The 26,496-nt window shown below is 44.1% G+C and carries 25 protein-coding genes, 2 pseudogenes and 1 riboswitch; of the genes and pseudogenes, 17 read left to right on the top strand and 10 right to left on the bottom strand.

The window, feature by feature from the left end; genetic code table 11:
* Together BM278_RS09720 and BM278_RS09725 are read right to left on the bottom strand one after the other, a co-directional pair.
* Nucleotides 1-250, bottom strand: a pseudogene (locus BM278_RS09720) (IS4 family transposase); the annotation flags it as partial.
* A gap of 102 nt (nucleotides 251-352) precedes the next feature.
* Nucleotides 353-535, bottom strand: a pseudogene (locus tag BM278_RS09725) (ZIP family metal transporter); the annotation flags it as partial.
* A 481-nt stretch (nucleotides 536-1,016) separates the two neighbouring features.
* Here BM278_RS09725 and BM278_RS09730 point away from each other — a divergent pair.
* Nucleotides 1,017-1,463 carry a MarR family winged helix-turn-helix transcriptional regulator gene (locus tag BM278_RS09730; protein ID WP_090949334.1) on the top strand — a complete coding sequence of 149 codons (447 nt, stop codon included), beginning with the start codon at nucleotides 1,017-1,019 and terminating at the stop codon, nucleotides 1,461-1,463.
* A 100-nt stretch (nucleotides 1,464-1,563) separates the two neighbouring features.
* On the opposite strand, the gene BM278_RS09735 is transcribed toward BM278_RS09730, so the two are convergent.
* Both BM278_RS09735 and BM278_RS09740 read right to left on the bottom strand, forming a co-directional pair.
* A complete protein-coding gene (locus BM278_RS09735) occupies nucleotides 1,564-3,576 on the bottom strand; it encodes a S9 family peptidase (RefSeq protein ID WP_090949335.1) in 2,013 nt (670 codons plus the stop codon).
* 125 nt (nucleotides 3,577-3,701) lie between these two features.
* Entirely contained in the window at nucleotides 3,702-5,126 is a 1,425-nt protein-coding gene (locus tag BM278_RS09740) for an amino acid permease (RefSeq protein WP_090949337.1), read from the bottom strand.
* A 420-nt stretch (nucleotides 5,127-5,546) separates the two neighbouring features.
* Between BM278_RS09740 and BM278_RS09745 the strand changes: the two genes are divergently transcribed.
* The 6 genes from BM278_RS09745 to BM278_RS09770 all read left to right on the top strand — a co-directional run bounded on the left by BM278_RS09745 (nucleotide 5,547) and on the right by BM278_RS09770 (nucleotide 12,412).
* On the top strand, nucleotides 5,547-7,241 hold the full coding sequence (locus tag BM278_RS09745; protein ID WP_090949339.1) for a M3 family oligoendopeptidase: 1,695 nt from the start codon (nucleotides 5,547-5,549) through the stop codon (nucleotides 7,239-7,241).
* A gap of 154 nt (nucleotides 7,242-7,395) precedes the next feature.
* Nucleotides 7,396-7,914, top strand: a complete 519-nt coding sequence (locus BM278_RS09750; RefSeq protein WP_090949341.1) for a GNAT family N-acetyltransferase — start codon at nucleotides 7,396-7,398, stop codon at nucleotides 7,912-7,914.
* Nucleotides 7,915-8,040: 126 nt separating this feature from the next.
* Nucleotides 8,041-8,766, top strand: coding sequence for an ABC transporter ATP-binding protein (locus BM278_RS09755; protein WP_090949343.1), 726 nt, complete (start codon nucleotides 8,041-8,043; stop codon nucleotides 8,764-8,766).
* Entirely contained in the window at nucleotides 8,766-9,794 is a 1,029-nt protein-coding gene (locus BM278_RS09760) for an ABC transporter permease (protein WP_090949344.1), read from the top strand. The genes BM278_RS09755 and BM278_RS09760 overlap by 1 nt, the downstream gene beginning before the upstream one ends.
* Nucleotides 9,795-9,806: 12 nt before the next feature.
* On the top strand, nucleotides 9,807-10,478 hold the full coding sequence (locus BM278_RS09765; protein WP_143093435.1) for a TetR/AcrR family transcriptional regulator: 672 nt from the start codon (nucleotides 9,807-9,809) through the stop codon (nucleotides 10,476-10,478).
* Nucleotides 10,479-11,356: 878 nt separating this feature from the next.
* Entirely contained in the window at nucleotides 11,357-12,412 is a 1,056-nt protein-coding gene (locus tag BM278_RS09770; RefSeq protein ID WP_090949345.1) for a zinc-dependent alcohol dehydrogenase family protein, read from the top strand.
* A gap of 206 nt (nucleotides 12,413-12,618) precedes the next feature.
* On the opposite strand, the gene BM278_RS09775 is transcribed toward BM278_RS09770, so the two are convergent.
* Nucleotides 12,619-14,781 carry an ATP-dependent Clp protease ATP-binding subunit gene (locus BM278_RS09775; protein ID WP_090949347.1) on the bottom strand — a complete coding sequence of 721 codons (2,163 nt, stop codon included), beginning with the start codon at nucleotides 14,779-14,781 and terminating at the stop codon, nucleotides 12,619-12,621.
* A 212-nt stretch (nucleotides 14,782-14,993) separates the two neighbouring features.
* On the opposite strand from BM278_RS09775, the gene BM278_RS09780 reads away from it, so the two are divergent.
* On the top strand, nucleotides 14,994-15,728 hold the full coding sequence (locus tag BM278_RS09780; RefSeq protein ID WP_090949348.1) for a FixH family protein: 735 nt from the start codon (nucleotides 14,994-14,996) through the stop codon (nucleotides 15,726-15,728).
* A 221-nt stretch (nucleotides 15,729-15,949) separates the two neighbouring features.
* Nucleotides 15,950-16,981: a YkvI family membrane protein gene (locus BM278_RS09785; protein ID WP_208601792.1), complete on the top strand. Its 1,032-nt coding sequence runs from the start codon at nucleotides 15,950-15,952 to the stop codon at nucleotides 16,979-16,981.
* Nucleotides 16,982-17,184: 203 nt separating this feature from the next.
* Here the strand turns inward: BM278_RS09785 and BM278_RS09790 are convergent, their stop codons facing one another.
* Nucleotides 17,185-18,795: a methyl-accepting chemotaxis protein gene (locus BM278_RS09790; RefSeq protein WP_090949350.1), complete on the bottom strand. Its 1,611-nt coding sequence runs from the start codon at nucleotides 18,793-18,795 to the stop codon at nucleotides 17,185-17,187.
* Nucleotides 18,796-19,128: 333 nt separating this feature from the next.
* Nucleotides 19,129-19,173, top strand: a riboswitch (PreQ1 riboswitch).
* 78 nt (nucleotides 19,174-19,251) lie between these two features.
* Here BM278_RS09790 and queC point away from each other — a divergent pair.
* The 5 genes from queC to BM278_RS09815 all read left to right on the top strand — a co-directional run bounded on the left by queC (nucleotide 19,252) and on the right by BM278_RS09815 (nucleotide 22,383).
* Nucleotides 19,252-19,917, top strand: coding sequence for a 7-cyano-7-deazaguanine synthase QueC (queC, locus tag BM278_RS09795; RefSeq protein WP_090949352.1), 666 nt, complete (start codon nucleotides 19,252-19,254; stop codon nucleotides 19,915-19,917).
* Nucleotides 19,914-20,348, top strand: a complete 435-nt coding sequence (gene queD / locus BM278_RS09800) for a 6-carboxytetrahydropterin synthase QueD (protein ID WP_090949354.1) — start codon at nucleotides 19,914-19,916, stop codon at nucleotides 20,346-20,348. The genes queC and queD overlap by 4 nt, the downstream gene beginning before the upstream one ends.
* A gap of 2 nt (nucleotides 20,349-20,350) precedes the next feature.
* Nucleotides 20,351-21,082 (top strand): 7-carboxy-7-deazaguanine synthase QueE, encoded by a 732-nt coding sequence (queE, locus tag BM278_RS09805; protein ID WP_090949356.1) that lies wholly within the window; start codon nucleotides 20,351-20,353, stop codon nucleotides 21,080-21,082.
* A 28-nt stretch (nucleotides 21,083-21,110) separates the two neighbouring features.
* Entirely contained in the window at nucleotides 21,111-21,608 is a 498-nt protein-coding gene (gene queF, locus BM278_RS09810) for a preQ(1) synthase (protein WP_064551215.1), read from the top strand.
* Nucleotides 21,609-21,690: 82 nt separating this feature from the next.
* Nucleotides 21,691-22,383 carry an NAD(P)H-binding protein gene (locus BM278_RS09815; RefSeq protein WP_090949358.1) on the top strand — a complete coding sequence of 231 codons (693 nt, stop codon included), beginning with the start codon at nucleotides 21,691-21,693 and terminating at the stop codon, nucleotides 22,381-22,383.
* A gap of 52 nt (nucleotides 22,384-22,435) precedes the next feature.
* Here the strand turns inward: BM278_RS09815 and BM278_RS09820 are convergent, their stop codons facing one another.
* From BM278_RS09820 to BM278_RS09830, 3 genes are all read right to left on the bottom strand, one after another.
* On the bottom strand, nucleotides 22,436-22,612 hold the full coding sequence (locus BM278_RS09820) for a YkvS family protein (protein ID WP_013401353.1): 177 nt from the start codon (nucleotides 22,610-22,612) through the stop codon (nucleotides 22,436-22,438).
* A gap of 139 nt (nucleotides 22,613-22,751) precedes the next feature.
* Entirely contained in the window at nucleotides 22,752-23,321 is a 570-nt protein-coding gene (locus BM278_RS09825) for a cell wall hydrolase (protein ID WP_425272977.1), read from the bottom strand.
* Between the two features lie 210 nt (nucleotides 23,322-23,531).
* Nucleotides 23,532-23,726, bottom strand: a complete 195-nt coding sequence (locus tag BM278_RS09830; RefSeq protein ID WP_090949362.1) for a hypothetical protein — start codon at nucleotides 23,724-23,726, stop codon at nucleotides 23,532-23,534.
* A gap of 161 nt (nucleotides 23,727-23,887) precedes the next feature.
* On the opposite strand from BM278_RS09830, the gene BM278_RS09835 reads away from it, so the two are divergent.
* The 3 genes from BM278_RS09835 (at nucleotide 23,888) to BM278_RS09845 (ending at nucleotide 25,694) form a co-directional block, all read left to right on the top strand.
* The gene (locus BM278_RS09835) at nucleotides 23,888-24,439 is read left to right on the top strand and encodes a hypothetical protein (protein ID WP_090949363.1); all 552 of its coding nucleotides are present in this window, start codon (nucleotides 23,888-23,890) and stop codon (nucleotides 24,437-24,439) included.
* A 144-nt stretch (nucleotides 24,440-24,583) separates the two neighbouring features.
* Nucleotides 24,584-25,333: an SDR family NAD(P)-dependent oxidoreductase gene (locus BM278_RS09840; protein ID WP_090949365.1), complete on the top strand. Its 750-nt coding sequence runs from the start codon at nucleotides 24,584-24,586 to the stop codon at nucleotides 25,331-25,333.
* A gap of 115 nt (nucleotides 25,334-25,448) precedes the next feature.
* Nucleotides 25,449-25,694 (top strand): YueH family protein, encoded by a 246-nt coding sequence (locus tag BM278_RS09845; RefSeq protein ID WP_090949366.1) that lies wholly within the window; start codon nucleotides 25,449-25,451, stop codon nucleotides 25,692-25,694.
* Between the two features lie 134 nt (nucleotides 25,695-25,828).
* Here the strand turns inward: BM278_RS09845 and BM278_RS09850 are convergent, their stop codons facing one another.
* Nucleotides 25,829-26,467 (bottom strand): nitroreductase family protein, encoded by a 639-nt coding sequence (locus BM278_RS09850; RefSeq protein ID WP_090949368.1) that lies wholly within the window; start codon nucleotides 26,465-26,467, stop codon nucleotides 25,829-25,831.
* Nucleotides 26,468-26,496: the final 29 nt, after the last annotated feature.

Raw genomic sequence — 26,496 nt, forward strand, 5'->3', positions numbered from 1 at the left:
GAACTTCTTTCGCTTTCTTGGATACAGTTGAATAATGGAATCGCGGCAATCCATACAGAGGCCCCACATCGGCTCCGTGGCGAAAGCTTTTCCATTGATGCATGGCGGCCAGCAGGAAGAAGTGAATCAACTCGCGCAACGTAAAGGTTCGAGACGAATCACGATACCCAACCGCTTCGGCAATCAGTTGAATCTCTTCATCCGAAACAAGTTTTTGCATCAAATTCGGGAGTGTGGTATGCTTGTTCATAGAGAGCACCTCCTGGGTTTGTTTGTGTCGCTACTCACATTCTACAGGAAAGGTGCTCTTTTTTCTATACCCTTTGGATTTTATTGGATAATCAACACGCCTGCCTGCCTGCAATGCTTCCGGAATTAAACTCATCATGGAAGCTGCCATCATAATTCCGGCTGAAAACGCCAGTAATATGTCGCGCCATCGGTGGGTAATCGATTTCGCTAAAAATAAAATGGGAACTGCACCTAATCCAGTTGATAATGCGGAAAGTATGCTGCCGATTAATACTTCTTGCATCTAATCCTCCTTTTCTATAGTGATCAAGCCCGCAAAATTGTGTAAAAACAAAACAGTAAAAAGCAGTTTTATTTTTCCGTAATTCCAAGTTTACTGTACTGGTAGTGGAATTTTACACAATAATTTGGACTTGACCTTTCTGTAGTTTTTACAATATGCGTTTCCTAACAAAAAGTGATAAACGCCCAAGCAATAAAAATAATTTATTCATAATACTATAATATATAAACAAAAATCACAAATGGCGAGTATCCTATAAAATAGATCGTGTAGGCGAAGGTCTGTTCAAAAAATATTTGCACTGCATTTGACATTTAAAGTATAATGCAAGTAAGAAATTGGCTTTTAAGCATGGATGGTAAGGCACGAATGTTGTTGATCCACACGAATTGATGTTGCGTTCTTTTCGCTTTTTATGCAAATTCAAGTGCCAACTTGTATAAAGATTTTGAATTTAACTAACAAAAGGGTTTGATTGTGGATGACAAGGGAGAAAGACATTGAACAATCATTAAAACTGTTTATCGTATTATCAAGAGCATATCGGGCTGTCAACGATCAAGTGAACAAGTCGATTCAATCGTTCGGCGTAAATCCGACGGAGTTTGCGGTTTTAGAATTGCTTTACCATAAAGGCGACCAGCCGCTACAGCAAATTGGCGAAAAAATTTTGCTCGCCAGCGGCAGCATTACGTATGTAGTGGATAAATTGGAGCAAAAAGGGCTCATTGTGCGAAAGGCGTGCGAAAAAGACCGACGCGTTACATATGCTTCGATTACGGAACAAGGAAAAGCGTTCATTGAGGAAGTTTTTCCGCGGCATGCACAAACGATTCATGAAACGGTCTCCGGTTTGACAGCCGAGGAAAAAGACAAAGCGATCGATTTATTAAAAAAATTAGGATATGGGGCAAAACAGAAATCATAAGGGGCTGGCGAAAACGATCATTCGTTTCTGCCAGCCCTTTATTCGTTGCGGTTTAAGAAAGCGACGGAAAAAGGCGCACAGGTGATGTTCTCCTGTGCGCCTATAAATATTTTGCAAACCAGCCGACAATATGATTCAGCCGTTCGAGGCGAAGTGTCGGCGGACCGCTGCGGGACAAATCGTGGTTCGCTTCCGGAAAGCGGACAAGCTTCGTTTCCCGTTTTAAATGTTTCAGGGCGATAAACAGCTGTTCCGCTTGTTCGATCGGACAGCGATAATCTTTTTCGCTATGAAGAATTAATAACGGAGTCCGAATGTTTTTCACATATTTCAACGGAGAGTGGCGCCAAAGCCGCTCTGGATTTTCCCATACGTTACAACCGACTTCCCATTCCGTGAAGAAATAACCGATATCGCTCACTCCATAGAAGCTGAGCCAATTGGAAATTGACCGCTGCGTTACCGCCGCTTTAAATCGGTCCGTATGCCCGACGATCCAGTTCGTCATAAATCCGCCATAGCTTCCGCCTGTGACGCCGAGACGAGTTTCATCAATAAAATCAAAATGGGCAAGTGCGTATTCGACACCGCTCATAATATCTTCATAGTCCATTCCTCCGTAATCACCGCGTACGGCATTGACAAATGTTTGTCCATAGCCGTGGCTGCCGCGCGGATTCGTAAACAGCACCGCATATCCTTTCGCCGCAAGCACCTGCATTTCATGGAAAAAGGTGAAGCCGTACATCGCATGCGGTCCGCCGTGAATCTCTACAATCATCGGCACTTTTTGTCCATTTTCAAGATGAGGAGGCTTCATCAGCCATCCTTGAATGTTCCAACCATCGCGGGACGGGTACGAAAACTCTACAGGTGTGGAAAGGACAAGCTCCTTTTCCAACTTCTCATTGGCATTTGTTAGCTTTTTGCGTTTTCCGTCGCGAAGAGAAACGGCGTATAAGTCGCCAATATGAGTCGGATCGCTAATTGCCGCAACCGCGATATAATCATGCGGATGAATGGTTAATCCGTATAAATGGAAATCGCCGATAACTACTGGGGTAATCGTTCCGTCTAGCGCTACGTGGTAAAGGTTGACGCGCCCTCGCTCGGAAGCAAGAAAATACAGGCCGTTTCCTTCTTTATGCCAAATGAGTCCGGGACTTGGGGCGTCGGAATGCATGTCGCCTACCATCGCGTCGCCAACATGCACATCCCAATTGGCGGTCAGCGCCCGTTTTTCTCCGCTGGCAACATCAAAAGTCCAAACCCGGTTTAATGTGGCGCCTAAATATTCGAGTTCATGTCCAATCGCCGCGAGCATTTTTCCATTCGGAGACCAAGATAGCGAAGTGAAAAGCCCGTCTCCATTTGTGATTTTTCTCGTTTTTCCGCTCTCGATATCCAAAAGAAATATATCGCGCGTAAATGTGAAATCAGGCTCCTCACTTCGGTTGGCGGTAAAAGCGACTGTTTTGCCGTCAGGAGATATGGTGAATGAGCCGATCTCGTCATCGCCATCGGTTAGCCCTTGAATTTCGCCAGTTTCTACGTCGATGCGAATAAGCACATCTTGTTTATCATCGCGAAATCCTGCTGCATCAGATTTGTATTGCAAACGCTCTACAATAAGCGGTGTCAGTTCGTGTTTTTTGCTTTCTTGTTTGTCTTGCTCCTCGCGTTCGTTGAGCGTTTCTTTCTTGCCGAGAGAAGTGAGAGCTACGAGAAACCGCCCATTTGGCGACCAGCGCAGCTGGCGCACTCCGTTTTTTAATGAGGTTAACTGGCGCGCTTCCCCGCCGTCTGCCGGCAGAAGCCAAATCTGCGTTTTTCCGGATCGGTTCGAAAGAAACGCGATTGTTTTTCCATCCGGGGACCAACGTGGAAAAGCGTCTTTTACTTTTCCAAACGTCCATTGTTTCACGGTGCCATCTGCTAATGATAAAAGAAAAAGGTGGGAGCGATATTCCCGCTCGTCATCAATCGTTTTTTGCACAAACATGATTTTCCCGCCATCTGGCGAGAATTGAGGGTCGCTCACAAAGCGGATGCGGAAAAGATCTTCGGCAGCAATGCCGCGCGTTGTTTTTTTCTTTACATGATGTACAGTCATGCAAGCCACTTCCTTCATCAAAAATTTTCTCGATCATTATTTCGATATGCGAATGATTTTTTCCTTCTTAAGACATGGGGAAAAACAAAAAAGAACGCTTGGAATTCCCAAGCGTCCGCTTCTTATTACGCCGAAATTTTTTGTTTTTCCTCTGATTGCTGTGCCGCTTTTTTCACTTGCGGGTAGAAGATGACGCCGCTTAGAAGCAGGGCGACGCCAAGCATAAACGTTTTTATGTCCGCGGTTCCGGAGATGATGACCCAAATCGAATAGATTGTCGCAAGTGCGGCGATCACCCCGTCAATGACGCGATCACGTGAAGTTCGCTGATACGTTTCGCCGGTAAGCGCCAATTTTAATTGGAAAACGGAAGCGATAAAATATGGAACGAGATACGCCAATGTCGCGATGTAAATGACAAAGTCAAACGCCGCTGACATCGAATTAGAAATGGTCGAAAAAATAAAAATTTGCGCCAACCCGTTGGAAAGCAATAAAGAAAAGCTTGGCACCTCTTTTTTGTTTTCTTTTAAAAACGCTTGAATAAACATACCTTGTTTTGCCGCTTGGTACGGCACTTCCGCGCTTAATAACACCCAACCGAGCGTGGAGCCGAGCAAGCTGATCAATCCGAGTCCGGCTAGAACGTAGCCTCCGCTTGGTCCTAAAATCGTGACAATCGTGTCGACAAGCGGTTTTTCCGATTGAATAAGTTCTTTTTGCGGCAATATGCCCATGACGAGCACGCTAATACCGATATAGATCGCGAGAGCAATGAGCAAACCGAGAATGGTTGCGCGCTTTACGTCCGCTTGCTTACGTGCCCGTGAAGCAAAAACAATCGCCGATTCCACGCCGACAAACGCCCATAGTGTCGATACAGCCGCATTATTGATTTGACCTAACAATCCGATCGAATGTCCCGCTTCATCATAACGCGGTGCGACAAACGAACCGATCGTGCTTTTTTCAAACGCAAATAAAGCGATAACGATAAATAGGAAAAATCCGAGCACTTTCGCTGCGGTAGCGACAAAGTTTAGCTTTCCCGCGTCTTCGATGCCGCGCAAAATGATGAAATGCATTCCCCATAACAATGCGGTACATATAAGAAACGTCAACAAGTTCCCAAGCTTTACATCAAGAGGACCGATGGAAAATAACGTTTGTTTTCTTGTTAAAATTGGAAAAAACGTTGATAAATAGCTGGTAAACGTCGTAATAATCGCCACGTTGCCGGCAAAGTTGCCAATCCAATATCCCCATGAAGACATAAAGCCAGATAGGATCGAGATGTTCGAGCCTTTCGGAAACAATTCTTTCGCATAAATCTGCGGCCCGCCGTTTAGTTCCGGTTTGCGAATCGCCAAATTACCGAATACGAGCGCCGTCATTAACACGCCGGCGCCCGTGAGCAGCCATGCTAAAATTACGCCAAGCGGGCTTGCCGCTTCTGCTAGCGAGCGCGGCAGCATAAAAATTCCCGATCCCACCATATTTCCAACGACAAGCGCCGTTAATAACCATAATCCAAGTTTTTGCTGTTGCAAAGTGGATAGCTCCTTCCTGACGATAATTAAGTTTTAGCTTTTTTCGCAAAAAAATACACCCCAAAGTTTTCAACGGGTGCATGTGGCCATCCGCATTTAACTTCCAATCGATAGTGCTTCATCGTTTGTTGCAACGATGCATGTTCGGATACAGGCCCAGTCTACGGCGTCAGAGTCCGACTCAAACTTCGGCAACTTTCCTCATTGGCTCTTTGCGTCTCGTTTCTATAACTCTTGTTCATTGCAGCCTGTATCCCGTCTATGTGGATGAGAAAGAAAAAATATTCAATTGGTGTTATTATTATACGTTCTTTCGACAAATTTCGTCAACAACCTTTTGTAATCGAAAAAAAGGATTTTCCGTGTATGAATGGAATACAATCTAAGATAAGGAAAACGAGAGAAAAGGAAGGGATTGCGTTGAAATTTTCTGAGTTTCGCTATGAACGGCCGAATATCGAGAAGCTGAAAGCATCATTTCAACAGGCGCTGCAATCGTTCCAGAAGGCAAGCAGCGTAGAAGAACAGGATGAGGCGATGAAGGAAATTAATAAGCTTCGCAACGATTTCAGCACGATGGCGCAAATTTGCTATATTCGCCATACGATTGATACGAACGATGAGTTTTATAAGCAGGAGCAAGATTTTTTCGATGAAGTTGAGCCAATTGTTAAAGGGCTTGTGAACGATTATTACCGTGCGCTTGTTTCGTCTCCGTTCCGTTCGCAGCTTGAAGAAAAATGGGGGAAACAGTTATTTGCGCTCGCTGAGACGGAATTAAAAACGTATTCTCCAGACATTGTGGAAGATCTGCAGCTGGAAAATAAGCTGACGAGCGAATATACAAAATTGGTCGCTTCGGCAAAAATTTTCTTTGAAGGGGAAGAACGGACGTTAGCGCAGCTGCAGCCGTTTGTCGAATCGCCGGACCGCGAGATGCGCAAGCGGGCGAGTGAGGCGCGTTTTGCCTTTTTCCAAGAACATGAGGAGAAGTTCGATGAAATTTACGATCAGCTTGTGAAAGTGCGCACCGCCATCGCGCAAAAGCTCGGATTTAAAAACTTCGTGGAACTCGGTTATGCCCGTCTTGGACGGACTGATTACAACGCCGAGATGGTCGCGAAATTCCGCAAACAAGTCGAAAAGCATATCGTTCCAATTGCTGTGAAGCTTCGCGAGCGGCAGCGGGCGCGCATCGGTGTCGAGAAGCTGAAATATTATGATGAAGCGTTTGTTTTTCCAACCGGCAATCCAACGCCAAAAGGGGACGCAAACTGGATTATTGAAAACGGGAAAAAGATGTACGAAGAACTGTCGCCGGAAACAGGCGAGTTTTTCCGGTATATGATCGATCATGAACTAATGGACCTCGTTGCGAAAAAAGGAAAAGCAGGCGGCGGCTATTGCACCTATATCGAAAATTATAAAGCGCCGTTTATTTTCTCGAACTTTACCGGCACATCCGGAGACATCGACGTGCTTACCCATGAGGCGGGGCACGCGTTTCAAGTGTATGAAAGCCGCCATTACGAAATTCCGGAATACATCTGGCCGACCTTGGAGGCATGCGAAATTCATTCGATGAGCATGGAATTTTTCACATGGCCGTGGATGAAGTTATTCTTCGGGGAAGATGCGGAAAAATATAAATTCTATCATTTGAGCGATGCTTTATTATTTTTGCCGTATGGCGTAGCGGTGGACGAATTTCAGCATTTCGTATACGAAAATCCGAACGCAACGCCGGCGGAACGGAAGCAAGCATGGCGGAAGATTGAAAAGAAATATATGCCGACACGAGACTATGACGGCAATGATTATTTAGAACGCGGCGGCTTTTGGCAGCGGCAAAGCCATATTTATACGAATGCATTCTACTATATCGACTATACCCTTGCGCAAATTTGCGCGTTCCAATTTTGGAAACGTTCGCGTGAAAACTATGAAGAGGCGTGGAATGATTATTTAACCTTATGCCGTCAAGGCGGAAGCAAGCCGTTTACCGAATTGGTCCGCGCCGCCAACCTCATTTCGCCGTTTGAAGACGGATGCGTTCAAGCGGTAGTCGATGAGATCGAACAATGGCTTGATCAAGTTGACGACCGGAACTTATAACGAAGGGGACAAGGAAGAAATCAAGACGGTTTCTTCCTTGTCTCTTAAAAATATGGAGAAAAGATATTGAGCCTGCTCATATCTATTGAAAAGGGCGAATATGCCGAAAGATATTCTTATGGCGGCTGATAAATACAATGGGGGAGGAAGGAGCATGAATGTTCGCAAAGCAACGACCGATGATGCGCACGCCATCGCCATCGTGCATGTCGAAAGCTGGAAAACGACATATGAAGGGATTGTGCCTGCGGAGTATTTGGCGCAATTAAGCGTAAGCGAAAAAGAACAGCTCTGGCAGCGTGGATTGAATCAACCGAAGCATTCTATTTTTGTCGCGGAGAAAGACGGAAAGGTATGCGGGTTTATTTCCGGCGGCAAAAACCGCGCTACACAAGGGAAAGAAGCGGAGTATGAAGGGGAAATATACGCAATCTATTTATTGAAAGAAGCACAAAGGAAAGGATATGGCACAAAGCTCGTTCGTGCGTTGGTGGAGGATTTTCGCCAAGAAGGCATTGGCTCGATGATTGTGTGGGTGCTTGCCGATAATCCGTCGCGCCGTTTTTACGAGCGGCTAGGCGGAAAGAAAATCGCTAAGGAAGTCATTGACATCGGTGGGAAAAAGCTGGCTGAATGGTGCTATGGATGGAAAAACATCGAATATTTCACATAAATAAACAGCTGCCTAGGCGCAAGGCAGCTATAAAAAATATTTAATGAGTGATTACTCACTTCAAAATATGATCAATATCGTGTAAAATATAAGTGAGTAATCACTCATTATAGAGGAGGGAAATTCATGCCAGAAAAGCCGTGTATTCGCCTGGAACATGTGACAAAACGATTTGGGAAAAAGACGGTTGTTGAAGATGTATCGCTTGACGTGCACAAAGGAGAAATTTTCGGGTTGCTCGGTCCTTCCGGAGCGGGGAAAACGACGATTGTCAAAATGATCGCTGGCATTGACGAAGCCACGAGTGGAACGATTCATGTATTAAATAAAAAAATGCCTGACTTACATGTGATGGAACGTATCGGTTTTATGGCGCAGTCTGACGCCTTATACGGGGAATTAACGGCGTTTGAAAATTTACAGTTTTTCGCTTCGATTTATGGATTAAAAGGAAAAAAGCAAAGAGAACGTATTGATGACGTGATGAATCTTGTCAATCTGACAGACGATATGAAAAAGCCCGTCCATCAATATTCAGGAGGGATGAAACGGCGGTTATCGCTGGCGATATCTTTGCTGCATGAACCGGAAGTACTGCTTTTAGATGAGCCGACGGTTGGCATCGATCCTGTGCTTCGCCAAGCCATTTGGGAAGAACTGGAGAGAATTCGCCAAAACGGAACGACGATTGTCGTAACGACCCATGTCATGGATGAAGCGGAAAAATGCCAGCGTCTCGCCATGATTCGCGATGGCCGTCTCATCGCGGTCGGCAGTCCGGATGAGTTAAAAAAAGAGACAAATTCGGAAACGATCGAGCAAGCCTTTTTATATTTTGGAGGTGCAAGATGATGAGAGTTCGCGCCATCGTCGTTCGTATCATTCGCCAGTTTTTCCGTGATAAACGAACGCTTGCGTTAATGATTGTGGCCCCGATGTTTGTATTATTGTTGATGAACCTTGTGTTTAATGGCGAGGAATATCAGCCAACGATTGCCGTTAGTAAAAAAACTCCAGATGTTGTGGTGGAAAAGTTAACGAAATACGATGCGGATGTCAAAAAACTTACGGAAGCAACGGCTCGTAAACAGTTAGAAAAACAACAAATTGACGCGTTTATGGAAATGGATGAAGGAACTCCGAAAATTACGTTGGAAGGAAGCGATCCGACTGTTAATAAAGCGGTGCTTATGACTGTACAAAAAGCGTTACAAGAATTAGTTCCGCAAACACGATCATTGCAATGGAAAACAACGTATTTGCACGGTTCAGAGGATATGGCACTATTTGACAATTTCGGTCCTGTGTTAATCGGCTTTTTCGTTTTCTTTTTCGTTTTCCTAATCGCTGGTGTTTCGTTCCTGCGCGAGCGTACAAGCGGAACGCTCGAACGATTGCTTTCAACGCCGCTGAAGCGCTGGGAAATCGTGGCTGGCTACATTGTTGGATTTGGTTTATTTACGACATTGCAGGCGAGCTTAATTGCTTGGTTTGCTGTGGATATTCTTGACATGATGATGGAAGGTTCTTTCGTATACGTGCTATTGATAACATTCTTATTGGCGATGACCGCTTTAACGTTAGGAATGTTGCTGTCTGCTTTTGCGAATAATGAACTGCAAATGATGCAATTTATCCCGCTCGTTGTCATCCCGCAAGTGTTCTTTTCCGGCTTGTTTAACTTAGATACGATGGCGGAATGGCTTCGTTCTTTAAGCGTGGTTATGCCGCTGACGTACGGAGCGGATGCGCTGCGGGAAATTATGGTTCGCGGCAACGGCTGGAATGAAATTGCTAAAGACGTATATGTTTTACTTGGTTTTGCTATCTTGTTTATGATATTAAATGTAGTAGCATTAAAAAAATATCGAAAATTGTAAGGAGTACAAAGAATGAACGAACAGCAGTGGCTGAAAGAATTGTTGCAACGAAACGGGGAAGATGTGAAGCTTAGTGAAAAGCAAATCAAAATTTTACAAGCGGCGATTGAAATGTTCGCCGAAAAAGGCTATGCCGCCACTTCGACAAGCGAAATCGCAAAACGGGCGGGCGTCGCGGAAGGAACGATTTTCCGCCATTATAAAACGAAAAAAGATTTGCTGCTTGCGATTGTCACTCCGACGCTGTTTAAATCCGTCGCCCCATTTTTGGCGAAAGAGTTTGTCAAAGAGGTGTTTGAAAGCCAGTATCAAAGCTATGAAGACTTCATTCGCGCACTTTTGCGAAACCGTTATCAATTTGTGAAAAAATACTTGCCGGCAATCCGAGTGTTCTGGCAGGAAATCGCGTTTCATGCGGAAATTAAGGAGCAGTTTCAGCGGATTTTTACGACACATGTCTATCAAAAATTTAAGCAAATCGTCGAGCATTTTCAAGAAAAAGGGGAACTGACCGCCATTCCTGTTGATTCGGTCATCCGCATGACGATCACGACGATTGCCGGATTTTTGCTGACGCGGTTTATCGTGTTGCCAGATTATGACTGGGACGATGAAGCGGAAATGGAACGGACGGTTCAGTTTTTAATGCACGGTCTTTCCAAAAAAGATGGATGGTTTGCGTGAAAATTCCATCGCCGATACCAGGGGCTGAAATTTCACTATCAGCGCCTATAGCTGCTTAGTGATTTTTGGATGTTGCGCTATTTTAGCCAGCTCTATTATGTTTTTAACCGGCTTGCACATTAGGATAGTAGCAGGAGAGATTGCCGCATTTTTTGGCAATCGCATCCTGCTATTATTTTAGCTGATTCTTTGGGGCCTGTAGCAGCAAGGTTGGTATTATTATCTTAATACTACCATTATAGATTTTGGATACTATTGATTGAAACTGTTTTTTATTATTCTTGCCTCCGCTTTTTCAGGAGGCACTTCTGCGCTTTCTGAAATATTTTTTTAATCTTGGTAGGAAAATCCTTTTGAGTTGCGGAGAAGATTTCTATGTTCATAATCATGCAGCAATAGCTGGACAGCATCCGGTCTGGAATAATGGCCCGATCCGTCAAACACTACTTTTGCTACCTTAATCTCATTTGCATGGTAACCAGCGTAAACAATCGTATCTTCTCTTCGTTATAAACTGGTCCAATGGGTTGACGTCGCAACATCGCCTACCGCCTAGCTGAAATCCATTTTCGGGCTGTCAGTAAAATGTTTATAATTTCGATTCAAAATCTTGTTTCCGTAACAAACCAGACACGCTGATAATAAAGCTTCCCGATTCAAACTTTTCCAATGATTTCAGTGACTTCATTTGGAAGTGGCAATAAAGTTGCTTTAAAGCGCTACATTTCATTCATACCATTTATCTATTGTGCTTGCGTAACCAGCTTACGAGAAACCAAAAATTTTGTAACTAATTGACTACATAATTATTTTTATTAAAATATTGAATATTAATAATATTGTTAATAATCTGTTTTTTGAAGTAAGGGGGAGAGGCAATGAAAGCTGCGAAAATTATTCAGCACAAAAGACCGTTGGAAATTTTAAATGTTCCGGATCCTCAACCTGGTCCGGAAGATGCGGTGATTAAAATCGAAGCTTGCGGGGTTTGTCGTAGCGACTGGCATGCGTGGCAAGGGGATTGGGCGTGGATCGGTTTGTCCCCGGAATTACCGATAACACCTGGACATGAATTTGGGGGTGTAATCGAAGAAGTTGGCAAAGATGTGAAGTCATTTTGCCCGGGAGATCGTGTCACCGTTCCGTTCCATTCCGCTTGCGGGCGATGTGAATATTGCAAAAAAGGTGTGCCGAATTTATGCGAAAACCTGCAAATTTATGGCTTGGTTTCTGGATTTGAAGGCGGGTATGCGGAATATGTATTAGTTCGCAATGCCGATTTTAACCTGATCAGACTCCCTGAAAATGTTGACAGTTTAACAGCTGCTGCTTTAGGCTGCCGTTACATGACGGGATATCACGGTATTGTCAGAGGAAATGTCAAGCCTGGTGATTGGGTGGCCGTGCATGGAGCAGGCGGCGTCGGTCTTTCTGCTATTCAGGTGGCCAATGCATTAGGAGCGCAAGTTATAGCCGTTGATATTGATGATCAAAAGCTTGAAATCGCAAAACAGGAAGGCGCTATTGCGGTTGTCAATGCGAGAAAAGAAAACGTTGTTGAAGCAATAAAAGAAATCACAAAAGGGGGCGCACATGTCGGACTGGATGCTTTAGGCATTAAGGATACCGTTCTTAATTCGGTTCTATCTTTAAGAAAAGGAGGAAGACATGTTCAAGTAGGTTTAACCACATCAGAAGAAGGAGGTTTTGTCTCGCTTCCTGTTGACCTAATTACAGCATCTGAAATTGAATTTGTCGGAAGCATTGGAAATCCTCATCCTGACTATCGCGGCTTACTGAGCTTAATTTCTTCCGGGCGGTTGAGTCCGAAGCGCTTGGTTGAACGTGAAATCAAATTGGAAGATGTAAACGCTGTATTTGAAAATATGTCACAATATAATACGAAAGGGTTTAACGTAATTACTAAATTTTAATGGACCACAATCAAACCCTTCTGGAAGGATTCAAGCAGGGTGACAGTCTGCGAAAAGATGGGCCTGCCGCCTCAACCTTTAGTAGGATTTGATTTTTGTTTTAAGTTTATCTAACGGCTGTTTCTGAAAAGCCGCCAGCAAATTATGAAATTTATATAATAATGTGCAAGCGAATAGGCAAAAAAAACCGCCTTTCCCATAAGGGATTAGGCGGTTTGTTTATGCAAAGCTTTTGCGACGATCGCGTCATTTTCGACATCGATGCGAATCGCTTGCACTTGATCGTTTTCATCAAGCAAGACGTCGGCGATTTTGTCTTCGACGTGTTCTTGGATGACGCGGCGGAGCGGACGAGCGCCGAACGCTGGATGGTAGCCAAGTTCCGCCAATTTTTCTTTCGCCGCTGGCGTTACATCAAGGTCGATGTGTTGTTCGCGCAATGTCGCTTTGACTTCGTTGAGCATGAGATCGACAATTTGTAACATATGTTCTTTTTGCAACGGTTTGAATTCGATAATCGCATCGAAACGGTTTAAAAATTCCGGCTTGAAGTAGGCGTTTAACGATTCAAGAACGCTTGTGTGCGTCGTTCCTTGTTTTTCGAAGCCAACTGTAATTTTTTTATCAGTTACGCCGGCGTTGCTTGTCGCGATGATGACCGTGTCTTTAAAGCTTACGGTGCGGCCTTGGCTGTCAGTGAGGCGGCCGTCTTCTAAAATTTGCAAGAAGATGTGTTGCACGTCCGGGTGCGCTTTTTCAATCTCGTCAAGCAAGATAATGCTATATGGATTGCGGCGCACTTTTTCCGTAAGCTGACCGGCTTCTTCAAAACCGACATAGCCAGGAGGCGAACCGATTAATTTCGATACAGAATGTTTTTCCATATATTCGCTCATATCGAGACGAATCATTGCGTCTTTTGAGCCGAACAATTCTTCGGCGAGCGTTTTTGCAAGCTCTGTTTTCCCGACGCCGGTCGGACCGACGAATAAGAACGAACCGACTGGACGATGTTTTGCTTTTAATCCCGCACGGCTGCGGCGGATCGCTTTCGCTACTTTTTTCACCGCTTCTTCTTGACCAATCACTTTTTTCGCTAAGTTTTCTTCTAAATGTTTCATTTTTTCTTTTTCATCTGCTTGCAGTTTGCCGACAGGAATGCCCGTTTTTTCTTCGATGATGCGTTGGATATCGGCAACATCGACGACTGGACGTTCTTGGCTGACGCCTTCTTGCAATTGTTTTTCTAATTTCAACTCTTCATCGCGCAATTTCGCTGCCAGTTCATAATTTTCTTCTTGCGTTGCTTTCGCTTTTTCTTTAGCGATTTGCGCAAGGCGCTCTTGAATTTGTTTTTCATCTGTCGGGCCGATGCGCAAGTTCGCTTTGGAACCGGCTTCGTCTAACAAGTCGATCGCTTTGTCCGGCAAGAAGCGGTCTTGAATGTAGCGGTGCGACAATTTCACGCACGCTTCAATCGCTTCATCCGTATATTTCACATGGTGGAATTGCTCGTATTTCGGCTGAATGCCTTTTAAGATCGTGATCGCTTGTTCGACCGTTGGCTCATGGACAAGAACTGGTTGGAAGCGGCGTTCAAGCGCGGCGTCCTTTTCAATTTGCCGGTATTCTTTCAATGTTGTCGCGCCGACGACTTGCAATTCGCCGCGGGCAAGCGCTGGTTTTAAAATGTTGCCGGCGTCCATCGAACCTTCCGCCGAACCGGCGCCGACGAGCAAGTGAATCTCGTCGATGAAGAGAATGACGTTTTTGCGTTGTTGCAATTCAGCGATAAGACGTTTCATGCGCTCTTCGAATTGACCGCGAATGCCTGTGTTGGCGACAAGCGATGCGACGTCAAGCAAATATACTTCTTTATTTAATAGTTTTTCCGGAACTTGCCCTTCCGCGATTTTCAAGGCAAGCCCTTCGACGATCGCCGTTTTCCCAACGCCCGGTTCCCCAATTAATACCGGGTTGTTTTTATTGCGGCGGTTTAAAATTTCAATGACGCGTTCGATTTCTTTGTCGCGGCCGATGACTGGATCAATGAGGCCAGCTTTCGCAAGTTGCGTTAAGTTGCGGCCAAATTGATCGAGGAAGCCGCCGCCTTTTCTGTTTCGGTGCGATGGTTGTGCGGCTTTTGGCTGCGGCGTGTTCATTTCCGAAATTGGCGAAAATCCGTTCATGAAGAAATCATCAAACGGGAATGACGAAAAGCCTCCAAACCCGAAGTTCATTGGGATGGAAAGCTCTTGTTTTTGTTTTTCGTAGCATTCATGACAAAGATGCAATTGTTTTTTCTCATGGTTAAATTGCAAGTTAACAAATACCGTCGCTTCGTTTTGTTGGCATACTTGGCAAAGCATGAGGCATAACCTCCTTTTTACCGTTTGACTTTGACTATCTTTGACTTTCTGTCTTTATTATACTTTGACTATCTTTGACTTTCAAGTGTTTTTTGCAAAAAAATTTGTTGTAATCGTGAAATGTTTTTGGAAAAACGGTGAACGATGGTATAGAACGCGGCAAACTTGTGATATAGTTTGGGACAGAAAAAAGTTTAGCGAGGGTGAAAAGGATGAAAAGAGTTTATGCGTTTTTGGCGTTATTGATGTCATCGTTGCTTTTGTTTGCGGCTTGCGATCAAGAAAAGCAAGAGGAAAAGCCGGCGATGTTGGGAGTGAAAATAGAAGCTGCTGACCGTATTGAGTTAAACAAAGAAACAACGATTGCATGTGTCGTAACATACGGGGGCGAAAAAGTAGACGACGCCGATGAAGTGAAATTTGAAATTTGGAAACACGGAAATGAACAACATGATATGTTAAAGGCGAAGAATGAAGGAAACGGCAAATATTCCGTTAAGAAAACGTTTACGGAGCCGGGAACATATTCCGTCGTTGCCCATGTCACAGCGCGGAACATGCACAATATGCCGAAAAAAGATATTGTCGTCGGTCAAGCGTCCGAACAACACCATGAACATAATGATCATCATCACAATGCTGGACATAGCGGCCATCATCACACTGATTTATCGATAATGCTGCAACATAAGGAATATGTCGTTAATCAATCTGCAAATTTGACGGCGCGGATTGCTCATGCCGGAAAACCGCTAACAAACGCTACGGTTCGCTTTGAAGTGTGGAAAGATGACGGAAAGCATCAGTTTATTGACGCAAGCGAGACACAAGCTGGCCAATATGAAGCAGCGACAACTTTCCAAGAAAAAGGCGCATACTCGGTCAAAATTCATGTAGAAGCAAAAGAAATACACGAGCATCAAATCGAACAAATTACGGTGAAATAAAAAGGTTGCGACAATTATGGTGTAAAAATGTCTTTACAATCAGTAAAACTTGAATTGCCGGAAAAATCGCTTTTGCAGTTTCTTTGCATAATTTTCGGGATTCGATGAATAAAAAAGGATGCCTCGTTTTGGCATCCTTTTTCTTTATTATTTCGTCTTTCTTTGTCCGCGTTTACATATATATGAAATAAAGCGCGGACAAGGAGGATGAAGCAGCAGAAGTGTGGAAAAAATGGTCGGAAGCGTGGCAAATCGCCGCTGTCTACGTCGGAACTGTCGTTGGCGCGGGATTCGCGACAGGAAAGGAGATCGTCGAATTTTTTACCCAATACGGAACTTTTGGCACGATTGGAGTGATCATCAGCGGCAGCTTATTTACATGGATGGGAGCGCGGATGATGGTGATGGCGCGCAGAATTGGCGCCGTATCTTACGAGCAGTTTAATCGCTATTTATTTGGAAATGTAATGAGTCCGCTTGTTACGATGATGATGACGGCAATGATTATGGGAGTGGTCGCGGTAATGATCGCGGGTGCGGGCGCGGTGTTTGAAGAACAGCTTGGGTTGTCAAAGCAGGCAGGAATCATGATAACGCTATGCTTATCGCTTGTCGTGATGTTATACGATATAAAAGGTTTGTTTAGTGTCAATGCGTTAGTCGTTCCGATCATGGTGCTGTTTAGCGCCATCGTTCTTTTCAAGCTGTTTGTCATGGGAAAATGGGGCGGCGAAGGATCGATGACCATCGATCATTCATTAAAGGCATTTCTTGCACCGCTTTCGTATGCCGCGTTTAATTTAGCGATGGCGCAACCTGTGCTTGTGCCATTAGCTCAGGAAGCCGATGATGAAACGACCGTGCGGCGCGGAGCAATGATTGGGGGGGTGTTACTCACAGGCATTTTATTAAGCAGCCATTTCGTTTTATTATCGTTCCCACATGTAATAAGTTACGATATTCCGATGGCGGAAGTGGTTCGTTCTTTTTTTTCCCTATTTTACTGGGTGTATATTCTCGTCATTTACGGAGAAATTTTGACGTCTATCATCGGTGGCGCGTTTGGGTTGCAACGGCAATTTCGCGCGATGTTTTCTGTTTCGAATAGCTTGTTTCTTATTGCTTTATTCGCTTTATTGTACGCGGCTAGTTTGTTTCGCTATAGTTCTCTTTTGTCATTTTTATACCCGTTGTTTGGGTATATCAGCTTCGTCTTTCTTTTGTTGCTATGTGTGCGAAAAGTGCCGAAATAGTGAAAAACGCGTTTGTCCACGTGAGAACGGACAAACGCGTTTATAGTTCCGGTAGTCAACGGCGTAGTTGTCAGGGGAGCATTGGATTTAACTGACCAAACTGCGCGGCTGCCGCGTTTTGCGAGACAGAAAGAAAAAAAGCCTATCGGCGATGGATGCCACGATATCATGTTGTCGTAGAAACATTACATTTCTAGTCGTTTTTAATGAAAGCGGTTAACGATTTGTTGAAGCCGTTGAACAGAAGTAAGTAAAACATCCGCTTCTTTCGCGAGTTCATGGATGGCGGCAGTTTGCTGTTCTAATCCAGCGGTAGTTTCCTGCACCATATTAGTAAAATCGTTGGCGATGACGTTAATATCGCCAATGAGACGCTGAAGGTTTCGGCCATTGCCAGTAACCGCTTCGACGTGAATTTGGTTTTGCTGTAATAGAGCGTTGAGTTCGGAAAACATTTGCTGGAATAATGTGAATGTTTCGCTCGTTTTCCATAGCGAATGTTTCGTTTTTTCCACATGCTGTTCGTTTTCCTGTACGGCTTGGACGGCGTTATGTAGCACGTTTGTCATCGTCTGCAGCGAAGATAAAATTTGTGCAGCAAAAGCGTTCGTATCTTCAGCAAGCTTGCGGACTTCTTGCGCGACGACGGCAAAGCCTTTTCCTGCTTCCCCTGCGCGCGAGGCTTCGATCGATGCGTTTAACGCAAGCAAATTCGTTTGTTTGCTGATCGTCCGAATGGCGGAAATCATATTTTGGGCGTTGGCCGCTTCTTGTGATGCAGCGTGGATTAATGCCGTCGTTTTGTTTATTTCTTGCTGCATCGTATCCATTTTTTGTTTTGTTTCTTCAATGAGGCGGTTTCCTTCGTTCATCGATGTGAGAGCGGTTTTCGCTTGGAAAACGACGCGCTCCACTTCTTCTTGCATTTTTTGCACCCGCTCGACCATCTGGATGACTAAATGGTTGGCTTGTTCTACCGATGCGGTTTGCTGTTTCGTACCTTCGCGGAACGTTTCCATTGCTGTGGCGATTTCATCAAACGATTCGGAAAGTCGTTTTGTTTCCAGCTGCTGTTGTTCGCTTACTTGATTTACCGTTTTGGCAGCTTTCGCTAGCTCTGTGATCATCGCGCGAATGCCTAAAATCATTTTGTTTATTTCGTATGCGATTTGATGAAATTCATTGCGTTTTCGGCCGGTATGTACTTCTGTATGAAGGTTTCCAGATGAAACGGAGCGAGTGGCGCTATACCAATGACGCAGTTCTTTGACAAGAGAGCGGTAAAAAAGCGAACTTATGATCAAGCTGACGATAATGGTTACAGCGCATGTCCATAACGAGGATAGTGAAAAAGGTTGCGTGATGAGAAAGCTGAACATGGCAGGAACAACGGAAAGAAATAAAAAGTAAGTTTGCAAATAAGGACGGTGCATTAATCTTCCCAATCGTAAATTAAAACGCTTTCCATTAAAGTCTGTAAATAAAGGGCAACTTGCATCAATCAGCACCTCCCCTGTATCGCGCTCGTACACTTGCAAAAGCGGTTCCGTTGTTTTAGCGGCTTTTTGCCCCACCTCATCGGAAAAAACGCGGCCTTCGCGCAATCGATTTGTATGAACGATTGCGTACCCTGTTTCGTCAACGATCAAGAAATATTCATCTTGCTGTAACTCGTTATCGAGAAATGAACGGACGCGTTCCAATTGTGCTTCCAGCGGACGGTTTGCGTCAAGCGACTGCCGCAGTTTTTCAGCAACATCGACGACTTTTTTTAATGCTTGTTTCGCCCGCTGCTGTTTGATTAGTTGGTTCATCGTTTATCCCCCCTATTCTTATTTCTTTCAATAATATACGGAATATTCAGATATATCAACAGTCAATAAAATGTTTGTTAATATGTGAAGATAGTCATGTTTGTTTTTAATAACGGAAATAGGGGCATTTTACCATTTTGTTTGGCAATGTTATATGTTGGACAGAATGATAGCACTCCAATATATTTTTGAGATTGGAAATGTAGCTAGTATTTTTGTTCACATTCCTGCCTTAGTTATGGTTGTCAATAAAACAAAAAAAGCGGTACAATAAAAAAAGCTAATGGTTAAGCAAGCACAGAAAATTGAAGAAGAATTCCGTACCGATATGGTATGGGAGAGGTTCTAGAACAACCCTCTATAAAAAACTAGGGACGGCTATATCCTTAGAGGGTATAGCTTTTTTGTTTTAGAACGCTCGTTCTTCTTGAAAGGAAAGAAAGGAGAGCGACGATAATGAAAAAGGAAAAAGCTGTGGTTGTTTTCAGTGGCGGTCAAGATAGCACGACATGTTTATTTTGGGCGTTAAAACAATTTGACGAAGTAGAAGCGGTAACGTTTGACTATGGTCAGCGCCATCGCCTCGAAATTGAAGTGGCGGCTTCGATTGCGAAGGAACTCGGTATTTCCCATACCGTTTTGGATATGTCGCTATTAAATCAATTGGCACCAAATGCGCTTACGCGAAGCGATATCGCCATTGAGCAAAAAGAAGGGCAATTGCCATCAACGTTTGTAGACGGGCGAAATTTATTGTTTTTGTCGTTTGCGGCAGTGCTTGCCAAGCAAAAAGGAGCCCGCCATCTCGTAACGGGCGTGTGTGAAACGGATTTTAGCGGTTATCCGGATTGTCGGGATATATTTATCAAATCGCTAAATGTCACATTAAATTTAGCAATGGACTACCAATTTGTGATTCATACGCCATTAATGTGGCTGACGAAAGCACAGACGTGGAAACTCGCTGATGAGCTTGGCGCCTTTGAGTTTGTGCGGACGAAAACGTTAACTTGTTATAATGGGATTATCGCCGACGGCTGCGGGGAGTGCCCGGCTTGTGTGTTGCGAAGACGGGGGCTTGAAGAATATATGAAAGAAAAGGAAGGGGCAAATCAATTATGATACATCAGCTTTATCCGCAAGTATTTCACAATTATCAATACGAGTTAAATAAAGATATGCATATCGCTGCTGCTCATTTTATTCCTCACGAGAAAGCGGGAAAATGCGCGAACATGCATGGACATATATATACCGTGAACATTACGGTGGCGGGCGACGAACTGGACGATGCGGGATTTTTAGTGAATTTTCAAGAGTTGAAAGAGCTTATTCATGGAAAACTGGATCATACGTTAATGAACGAACATCGAGATTGGTTTAATGATCAAAACAGCAACGATTTCCCGACAAGCGAAGTCATCGCCCGCAAAATTTATGAAACGGTGCAAGCGCATTTGGATACATTGCCAAACAAGCCGAAGTGTTTGCAAGTGTTCGTGCGCGAAACGCCGACAAGCTATGTTGTTTATCGGCCGAAAGCGGGGAAATGATCATGGCAAAAAAAATTCCCGTCCTTGAAATTTTTGGGCCGACGATTCAAGGGGAAGGCATGGTGATCGGGCAGAAGACGATGTTTGTCCGCACGGCCGGTTGTGACTATTCGTGCCGCTGGTGCGACTCCGCCTTTACATGGGACGGATCGGCAAAAGGAGAAATTCGGCAAATGACTGCCGAGCAAATTTGGGAACGCCTATGCGAACTTGGCGGCGATCGTTTTCGCCATGTTACGATATCGGGAGGAAATCCCGTTCTCATTCAAGCGCTGGAAGAGCTTGTATCATTATTAAAAAATAAAGGCATTCGCGTTGCCGTCGAAACGCAAGGGAGCCGCTGGCAAGATTGGTTATATGATGTTGATGATGTCACGATTTCGCCAAAACCGCCAAGCTCCGGAATGGAGACGGATTTTGCGATGCTTGATCGCATTATCGATAAGCTGGTCGGCGCGGGGCGCGCGTCCCATGTTAGCCTGAAAGTCGTCGTATTTGATGATGATGATTTCGCCTATGCGAAAATGGTTCACAAACGCTATCCGAACATTTCGTTTTATTTGCAAGCCGGTAATGACGATACAAAGGAGACAGATGTTACAGCGCTACGCGAAAAGTTGTTGGCGAAGCTCGAATGGCTGGTGGAAAAAGTGGCGCAATCAAACGAACTGAATGACGTGCGCGTTTTGCCGCAACTACATGCGCTTTTGTGGGGAAACAAGCGCGGCGTATAACAAATAAAAACAGGAAAGGGGAACAATGATGGCAGGAAGAAAAGAGGAAGAATTAAAAAATCTGACGCTGCTCGGCAACCAAGGAACAAAATATTTGTTCGAATACAGTCCGGAAGTATTGGAAGTGTTTGAGAATAAACATCCTGACCGCGATTATTTCGTGAAATTCAATTGCCCGGAGTTTACGACATTATGTCCGAAAACCGGGCAACCGGATTTTGCGACGATTTATATTAGCTACATTCCCGATAAAAAATGCGTCGAGAGCAAATCGCTAAAATTATATTTGTTCAGTTTCCGCAACCATGGAGATTTTCATGAGGACTGCGTCAATATTATTATGAACGATTTAATTAAAGTAATGGAGCCACGTTACATCGAAGTGTGGGGAAAATTCACGCCGCGCGGCGGCATTTCGATTGACCCGTATTGCAATTGGGGACGTCCGGGGACGAAATATGAGAAAATGGCCGAATACCGTTTAATGAACCATGACTTGTATCCAGAAAAAGTAGATAACCGTTAATGCGCATCTTCCTAATTTTATTAGGAAGATGTCGTTTTATGCAGGAAAAAAACAGTGGTTTTTTTCATAAAAGTCATATATAATGACATTGACTTTTCATTTGGAGGTTTTAGCCTTGGTGCGCAGGAGGGCTCTATTAATCGGGGCGAGCGGACTTGTTGGGAGCGAATTGCTAACGTTGTTGTTGGAATCAGATGTATATAAGCAAGTAACGATTTTAGTCCGGCGTCCATTGCCTGTTCATCATGAAAAACTCCGGCAAGTGGTGATAGATTTCAATAAATTAGAATCATATGAACGGTATTTTCGCGTTGATGATGTGTTTTGTTGCCTTGGAACAACGCGGAAAAAAGCAAAAACGCGGCAGCAATTTATCCAAGTAGACTACGAATATACGTTGCGTGCGGCAGTGTTGGCGGAAAAATGCCGTGTAAAAAGCTTTTTAACCGTTTCTGCTCTCGGGGCAAATCCGCGCTCTCTTTTCTTTTATCATCGCGTGAAAGGGGAAACCGAAGAAGCGCTACAGAGGCTTGCGATTCCATCGTTGCACATTTTCCGGCCTTCGCTTCTTCTTGGAAAGCGGCGAGAATTTCGCCTTGGAGAAAAAATGGCGGGTTGGCTGCTAGGCCGTCTTCCGTTTTTGTTTGTTGGAAAATGGGAAAAATATAAGCCGGTGGAAGCAAAACAGCTTGCTTTCGCGATGTTTTGCGTTGCGACTTCTTGCCAAAACGGCACGCATATATATGAAGCGGATCAAGTAGCCCGCATTTCTTAGCAAAATGAACGGAGGCTGTCCCAATATAGAGGAACAGCCTCTGTTTTCATCCCTATTTAATAATTTTGTAATTTTTATGATTGACGACCGTTCGTTCTTGCAAATCCAACTCTCTATAATTTTCCATATACGTTAGATCAACGATGACAGAATTTTCATTGACTTTTTCGACGATTCCGCGCAATCCGTTTTTAAACTCGATAATGTCGCCAACTTTTGCTTTTTTCATATCCATTCTCCTTTTTTTATTTTATTGCGTTTGTTATAGTTTGCCTCATTTTCATTTTTAAGTAAAGGGCTTTATGTCACATTTATTTGTAACCGATTTCTTCTAAAAAAGAAAGGAGCTTGTGAAAAAAGCTCCTTTCTTACTTGGCAAATACGTGGTTTCCAATTATGATAGTGACTTGTTTCGAGCGCAGCCAGTTGCTTTTCGCCGTTTTTGGATTATAGAAATATAATGAACCATTTCCTAAACCGCGAAAAGCAATTGCTTCTTCAACGGCACGATATGCTTCACGGTCTGCCGGTTCATTAATCGTTCCGTTTTGCACCGGAGTGAATGCATAATGGCCGCCAGAGCGCTCATAAATTACTTCGCGAATCGTATCAGGAAAGTCAGGGTGATCCACGCGATTTAATACGACGGTTGCTACGGCTACTTTTCCCGCATATGGTTCACCTTTTGCTTCCGCGTGAACGAGGCGGGCTAATAAATCTTTTTCGCTTGCAGAAATTGTTGTTTTAGGAATAACTAATTTTTCGCCAGGAAATAATACATCGGTGTACTTGCCATTTTGTTTTTGCAGCTGTTTTAATGGGACGCCGTATCGTTTCGCAATGTTCCAAAACGTTTCCCCATGTTTTACTGTATGAGTGGTAGCGGCGTAAGTTTGACCTCCAAGCAAAAACGCGCCGCAAAAAATCGATGCTAGCATAAGCTTCCTTATCTTTTTCATCAAATTCCCTCCTTCTCTTTAATTCGTTACTAGCGTAACAAGGATTTTTTTCTCTATCATTATATAAATGTTGGAAAATTACGTTTTCCATTGATATTACTAGTTTCATAGGATGAATAGAAATTTTTTCATAAAGAAGAAACGCCGATTTCCACACAGGAAAATCGGCGTTAATGAATGATTCGAGCATTAGCTTCGCGGTTTTTCTTGATAATGGTAAATGACGTCTCCCCCTCGTTGTGCAATGCCGCGGAAATGTTTAAAGTCGTTTTGTTTTACGAGGACGTTACGAAACGTAGGAAAATCTTCTTTTTTTACGCGCAGTTCTGAAATCGTTCCGTTGCGCAATTCATCGAGAAGTTTCGCGGCTAATTTTTCATCCATCGTTTGCTCACCTCAACCGATGAATGTTGTCACAAACATATAGTAACGCAGTAGCACTTTAGGATAAATACCCATTTTTTTAGGGGTAAACACCCTTTGCTTGTTTTCACATACAATATCGATGGGTGTGTATCATAAATGAAAATGAGGGGGAGAGAAGTGTGAATCATTGGGATTCGTATATGGATGATCCATTTTTTTATGAACAAAGCAATGATGCAGAAGAAAGAACGGAGGATGACAGAGAGCGAGTGGAACACAATGTGCCGCCAGTTATGTCAATGCCAGTTCCTTCTTATCCGTTCCTGCCGGTGCAAGGATATCCTACGGAGAACTGGCACAATCCAGCGGCAGGAGGAATGACACCGTTTGTCGATGATGATTTTGACAGCCCGGATGTCGCACCGCCAATGATGACATTTGACATGGAAGCGAGAGAGACAATGCGTGAAAATGTTGATTTTGCTGGAGCAGCGCCGATGCAAGTGCCTCCTACAGCTGAAATGCAAGGCGTTGCCAGCCAAGCGGGAAGCCCTGTACTTCCATCGATGTTACCAATGGCATGGATGGTTCCAAGCGTTCCGCTTTCTGCATGTAGCCCGATGATGCCGTTCGGGGCGATGCCACCAGTCTATTACACACCGATTCCTTACTACGGGGGAACGGTGCCATATGTTCCATTGCTCCCGGGTTCATATATTTCATATCGGTAGACATGAAAAAGGCCGCCGTTTTGTTGCGGCCTTTTTTGATGTAAACAGACAAAATGGTATACTTTTGTTAGAACATAATTGTTGCTAGGAACGCTATTTGCTACGGAATTGTCATACAAAACAAAGAGAAAGGTTGGGAGAAAGATGAATTTTTCGCAAAAAGTAGTTGTTGTAACTGGCGGAGCAAATGGCATTGGAAAGTCTATTGTCACGATGTTTGCGGAAAAAGGAGCGAATGTCGTGATTGCCGATATTGCCGAAGAAGCGGGGGAAAAGCTTGTTTTAGCGTTAAAGGAAAAAGGGTTAGAGGCGCGTTTCATTTCGACTGATGTTCGGAAAGTCGATGAAATAGAGCGATTGATGAGAACAACGTTTGAAACGTATGGATGTTTGCATTATTTAATTAACAATGCGGGTGTGTCAAGATGGAAATCTCCATATGAACTAACGGTCGAAGAGTGGGACGATGTGCTTCACACCAACTTGCGGAGCGTCTTTTTCGGATCGCGTGAAGCGGCGAAGTATATGCGGAAAAACGAAACAGGCGGAGCGATTGTCAATATTGCGTCAACAAGGGCGCTTATGTCGGAGCCTCATTCGGAAGCATACGCTGCTTCTAAAGGAGGAATTTTGTCGTTGACTCATGCGTTGGCTGTTTCGTTTGCTGATGATCATATTCGTGTGAACGCAATCAGTCCGGGATGGATTGAAACAGGGGATTATGGGCAGTTGCGAGAAATTGACCACGCGCAGCATCCGGCGCGGCGCGTCGGCAAGCCGGAAGACATCGCGCGCGCTTGTCTTTATTTGTGCGATGATGAAAACGACTTTATTACCGGAGCAAACATTGTCATTGATGGCGGAATGACGAGAAAGATGATTTACATCGAGTAGATTTGCGCTAAAAATGGCGGTGAACCGTTGAGTGACGGGATGTTGCATTGAACGTTCGACATGGATTTGTTAAAATATACAACATGTAAGATAGCACAAAGGACGGGGTATGACGATGAAAATTCGAAAAGCGGTATTGTTTGATGAGCGGACACCTACCAATGTTTACATTTATGAAAATAAAAAAGAAGAATATATTGTTGTAGCCATTCCCGACCTCGAATGGTCGTTTTTGATCCGCTACGAAGAGGAAACGGAAACGCTAAAAGAACGCTTGACATCATCCTTGACGAAAGCAGTGACGCAAGAGCATGTAGAAACGCTTGTAACCAAACTGTTATATTGGGTGCGCGAAATGTAAACGACGCAGCAAAGCCGATGCAGAAACGTAAAGAAATGAAAAGCAAAGTTGGCGAACGGACAACGTTCATTCGTCTTTTTTCAGCTTATGAAAAAAGATGACCGAAATTGCGGTCATCTTTTTTGGTTTTTGCATTATCTCTCTACCCATGTGGTAATCGTTTCAATAGGCAAACGCGTTGAACGGCGGGCAGGGGCGACGCTTTTGCCGATGGTAATGAGCATAATCGGAATGTAGCGGTCAGGAATACGAAATTCTTGTTTAAATTGTTCAGCGTTGAAGCCGCCGATTGGGCATGTCGCCCATCCTTTTGCCGTCGCAACTAGCATTAGTTGCATGGCGGCGAGCGAAGCGTTGTTAAATGCCGCGTCACGGGCATATTGTTTATTTTTGTATGCCGCTTCGATTTGCTGTGCGATTCGTTCTTTTATTTCTTGCGACATTGCTCCTTCATGTACTAGTGGGTCATATACCGCGTCCGTATTTTTGTTTGCTTCTAAATCTCCCAACACAGCAATGACGGCCGAAGCATCAACAATTTGTTGTTGGTGATTGGCGATTGGGTATAGACGTTGCTGCGCTTCTTTTCCATGAATGATGACAAAATGCCAATGTTGTAAGTTCCACGCTGACGGCGCTTTTCCCGCCATTTTGATGATGTCGCGCAGTTCTTCTTTGCTGATGGAAACGTTTGGGTCGTATTTCCGCACAGATTGCCGTTCGTTAATGACAGTAAAAAAGTCTTTTACGGGTGTGGAAATAGTGTTTACCATAATTATTACCTCCGATTGGTTATTGGATA

Origin of the sequence: Parageobacillus thermantarcticus, assembly GCF_900111865.1 — a bacterium.
GTDB lineage: Bacteria > Bacillota > Bacilli > Bacillales > Anoxybacillaceae > Parageobacillus > Parageobacillus thermantarcticus.

Bases quoted from the DNA above. Each gene is read 5' to 3' on its own strand.
- BM278_RS09840 (WP_090949365.1), top strand. From the start codon at position 24,584: ATGAATTTTTCGCAAAAAGTAGTTGTTGTAACTGGCGGAGCAAATGGC.
- BM278_RS09830 (WP_090949362.1), bottom strand. From the start codon at position 23,726: ATGGATGAAAAATTAGCCGCGAAACTTCTCGATGAATTGCGCAACGGA.
- BM278_RS09735 (WP_090949335.1), bottom strand. From the start codon at position 3,576: ATGACTGTACATCATGTAAAGAAAAAAACAACGCGCGGCATTGCTGCC.
- BM278_RS09750 (WP_090949341.1), top strand. From the start codon at position 7,396: ATGAATGTTCGCAAAGCAACGACCGATGATGCGCACGCCATCGCCATC.
- BM278_RS09765 (WP_143093435.1), top strand. From the start codon at position 9,807: ATGAACGAACAGCAGTGGCTGAAAGAATTGTTGCAACGAAACGGGGAA.
- queD (WP_090949354.1), top strand. From the start codon at position 19,914: ATGATACATCAGCTTTATCCGCAAGTATTTCACAATTATCAATACGAG.
- BM278_RS09825 (WP_425272977.1), bottom strand. From the start codon at position 23,321: ATGCTAGCATCGATTTTTTGCGGCGCGTTTTTGCTTGGAGGTCAAACT.
- BM278_RS09820 (WP_013401353.1), bottom strand. From the start codon at position 22,612: ATGAAAAAAGCAAAAGTTGGCGACATTATCGAGTTTAAAAACGGATTG.
- BM278_RS09790 (WP_090949350.1), bottom strand. From the start codon at position 18,795: ATGAACCAACTAATCAAACAGCAGCGGGCGAAACAAGCATTAAAAAAA.
- BM278_RS09755 (WP_090949343.1), top strand. From the start codon at position 8,041: ATGCCAGAAAAGCCGTGTATTCGCCTGGAACATGTGACAAAACGATTT.
- BM278_RS09815 (WP_090949358.1), top strand. From the start codon at position 21,691: ATGACATTGACTTTTCATTTGGAGGTTTTAGCCTTGGTGCGCAGGAGG.
- queF (WP_064551215.1), top strand. From the start codon at position 21,111: ATGGCAGGAAGAAAAGAGGAAGAATTAAAAAATCTGACGCTGCTCGGC.
- queE (WP_090949356.1), top strand. From the start codon at position 20,351: ATGGCAAAAAAAATTCCCGTCCTTGAAATTTTTGGGCCGACGATTCAA.
- queC (WP_090949352.1), top strand. From the start codon at position 19,252: ATGAAAAAGGAAAAAGCTGTGGTTGTTTTCAGTGGCGGTCAAGATAGC.
- BM278_RS09845 (WP_090949366.1), top strand. From the start codon at position 25,449: ATGAAAATTCGAAAAGCGGTATTGTTTGATGAGCGGACACCTACCAAT.
- BM278_RS09730 (WP_090949334.1), top strand. From the start codon at position 1,017: ATGACAAGGGAGAAAGACATTGAACAATCATTAAAACTGTTTATCGTA.
- BM278_RS09775 (WP_090949347.1), bottom strand. From the start codon at position 14,781: ATGCTTTGCCAAGTATGCCAACAAAACGAAGCGACGGTATTTGTTAAC.
- BM278_RS09850 (WP_090949368.1), bottom strand. From the start codon at position 26,467: ATGGTAAACACTATTTCCACACCCGTAAAAGACTTTTTTACTGTCATT.
- BM278_RS09760 (WP_090949344.1), top strand. From the start codon at position 8,766: ATGAGAGTTCGCGCCATCGTCGTTCGTATCATTCGCCAGTTTTTCCGT.
- BM278_RS09780 (WP_090949348.1), top strand. From the start codon at position 14,994: ATGAAAAGAGTTTATGCGTTTTTGGCGTTATTGATGTCATCGTTGCTT.
- BM278_RS09770 (WP_090949345.1), top strand. From the start codon at position 11,357: ATGAAAGCTGCGAAAATTATTCAGCACAAAAGACCGTTGGAAATTTTA.